This window comes from Rhodococcus sp. HM1 (genome assembly GCF_023218075.1).
Classification (GTDB): Bacteria; Actinomycetota; Actinomycetes; order Mycobacteriales; family Mycobacteriaceae; genus Rhodococcus.
In genome coordinates this window covers 1-440 of record NZ_JALPTB010000212.1, presented here as the reverse complement: position 1 = coordinate 440, position 440 = coordinate 1, and the positions used below count along the sequence as shown (strand labels likewise).

The window sequence follows — 440 nt, the reverse complement described above, 5'->3', positions numbered from 1 at the left end:
GGATCAGCCGCGGCGGCCAGCTCGCGTCCTGCGGCGGCCGGGCCGACGTGATGATGCGGGCATTCGAGCTGTCGATGCCCGACTGTTCCTTGATCTCGCGGGTGCGTACCAGGAAGGTGTTGTACACGGTGCGGGCCGCCTCGACCTCCCGCTCCATCTCGCGCAGCTGGACCGAGGATTGCGCGGTCACCGCCGACTGCCGCTGCAGCCGCTCCAGGTCGGCCGCGAGCGACTTCTCGTTGGCCTGGGCGCGCTGGTACTCGGTTTCGGCGGCACCGGCGATGCGGTTCAATTCGGCGTCGATCAGGCGGCGGACATCCTGCATCTGCGTGCGTACGGCGGCGATGTAGGGATGGCGCTCGCCGAGGTTGGTGCGCAGGTCCGCTTCCTTGGCGGCAAGTTCGGCGTACTGGCCGCGCAGCCGGTCGACCGCCGAGGAC

General features: G+C 69.8%; 1 protein-coding gene. It reads right to left on the bottom strand.

Annotation, left to right across the window (positions count from 1 at the left end; all coding sequences use genetic code 11):
- Nucleotides 1–440, bottom strand: a 440-nt coding sequence (locus M1M07_RS32465; protein ID WP_248676797.1) for a hypothetical protein, incomplete at both ends; no start/stop codon positions are given.